General features: G+C 65.0%; 2 protein-coding genes. Both read left to right on the top strand.

Features of this window, described 5'->3' with window-relative positions:
* The first annotated feature begins 729 nt into the window (after positions 1 to 729).
* On the top strand, positions 730 to 1,143 hold the full coding sequence (locus ABD976_RS29475; RefSeq protein ID WP_345368327.1) for a hypothetical protein: 414 nt from the start codon (positions 730 to 732) through the stop codon (positions 1,141 to 1,143).
* Positions 1,144 to 1,153: 10 nt separating this feature from the next.
* Positions 1,154 to 1,347, top strand: a 194-nt coding sequence (locus ABD976_RS29470; RefSeq protein WP_345368326.1) for a hypothetical protein, incomplete at its 3' end; no start/stop codon positions are given.

The following is a 1,347-nucleotide window of genomic DNA, read 5'->3' as shown; positions in this document are numbered from 1 at the left end:
GTCTTCCTAAGACCGCTTGGCCTCCGACTTCTGCCGCCCTCCGGTTGCCTACGCGCTGCGCTCCGCGCGCGCGGAAAGACACATTACATGAAAAGCCTTGCTCCGCAAGCCTTTTCATGCTGTTGCGTTTCCATTGTGTACAGTCTAAAGACGAAACTTGTTGCTCTGCAACAAGCTTGGAGCATTCCATTTCCCTTGCTACGCAAGGGAAAACTCTCGTGCGTGGTGAAAACCGTTGCTCCGCAACAGATTTCACCACACCATCAACAACACTAGTACAAACGAGTGAAAACCCCCGAAACAACCCCACCCACAACCCCCCAGGGTGTACAAGCGCTCCGCGCACCCCCACCCCAAGACCTACCTCACCCCAAAACCAACGGTGAAGACCACCTACGGACTCACCATCGACGCAGCGGAGAGGACCGCCCTGATCGCCGCACTCGGCGCCTGCGGGTAGCGACAGCAGCGTCCGGTGACCTGCTGCGCCCCCGATCCGGTGGCCCGGGGGCGCAGTACTGCTGCAGGGGGCATCACGAACACGAGACCACCACGGTGGTTGTGGACCGAGGACGCCAAGCACGGGCGGCCGCGCAAGGTCGCGACCGCGGCAGCGGACGCCGCAAGACAGGGCCTTCGGGCGGTCCGGGGCACGGGCCTCTAGGTCTAGAGGGTGACTCCTCTAGACCGGGGCCGCTCCGTCGCCCACCGATGGCAAGATCAGCGGGCATGGGATTCATCCGTGCTCTCGTCGACGATATGACCTCGAAGACCCGGTGGATGCGGCGCGCGGCCGGAGTCAGCACGGTGCGGCTGCTGTGCCACGAAGACACCTGGGCGGCGCTGCAGGCCCTGCCCTCGGCGCTCGTCCACACCCCTGACCACCGCCGTATCGAGGCGACCGAGGAACGCATCACCGCACGCGAGAACGGGATGCTGGAGATTGTGCTGTCCGGTCCCCAGATCGTGCGGATCCTGCAGGTGACCTCCCACAACAGCAAGAACGGCAGCCCGGAAGAGCAGGCCATCGCCGAACGGACCTACATCGGGTTCGGGTCCGTACTCGACACCGTGGGCTCGCACCACTCCACCGAGGAGATCCCGCCGGTCATCCTCGACGACCGGCCGCAGGCCCCGGCGTAGGCGGCCGGGAATGCGACGGTGGATCGACGGCGACCGCATCTGGCGTGGATCTACGTCTTGGCAGGTCCACGCCCTGCCCGAGGTCGGTGAAGGCGAAGGGGACGTCGACCTGGAGGAGCTGCTGGACCGGATCGCTCCGGTCCTACACGAGCATCGCGACGTGCTCGTCCCCGTCGAGCCGCAGTGGCTGCACCTGACCGTGCA

Source organism: Saccharopolyspora cebuensis (genome assembly GCF_039542665.1).
Taxonomy (GTDB): Bacteria; Actinomycetota; Actinomycetes; order Mycobacteriales; family Pseudonocardiaceae; genus Saccharopolyspora; species Saccharopolyspora cebuensis.
This window is presented reverse-complemented; position numbering and strand designations above follow the sequence as displayed.

Bases quoted from the DNA above. Each gene is read 5' to 3' on its own strand.
- ABD976_RS29475 (WP_345368327.1), top strand. From the start codon at position 730: ATGGGATTCATCCGTGCTCTCGTCGACGATATGACCTCGAAGACCCGG.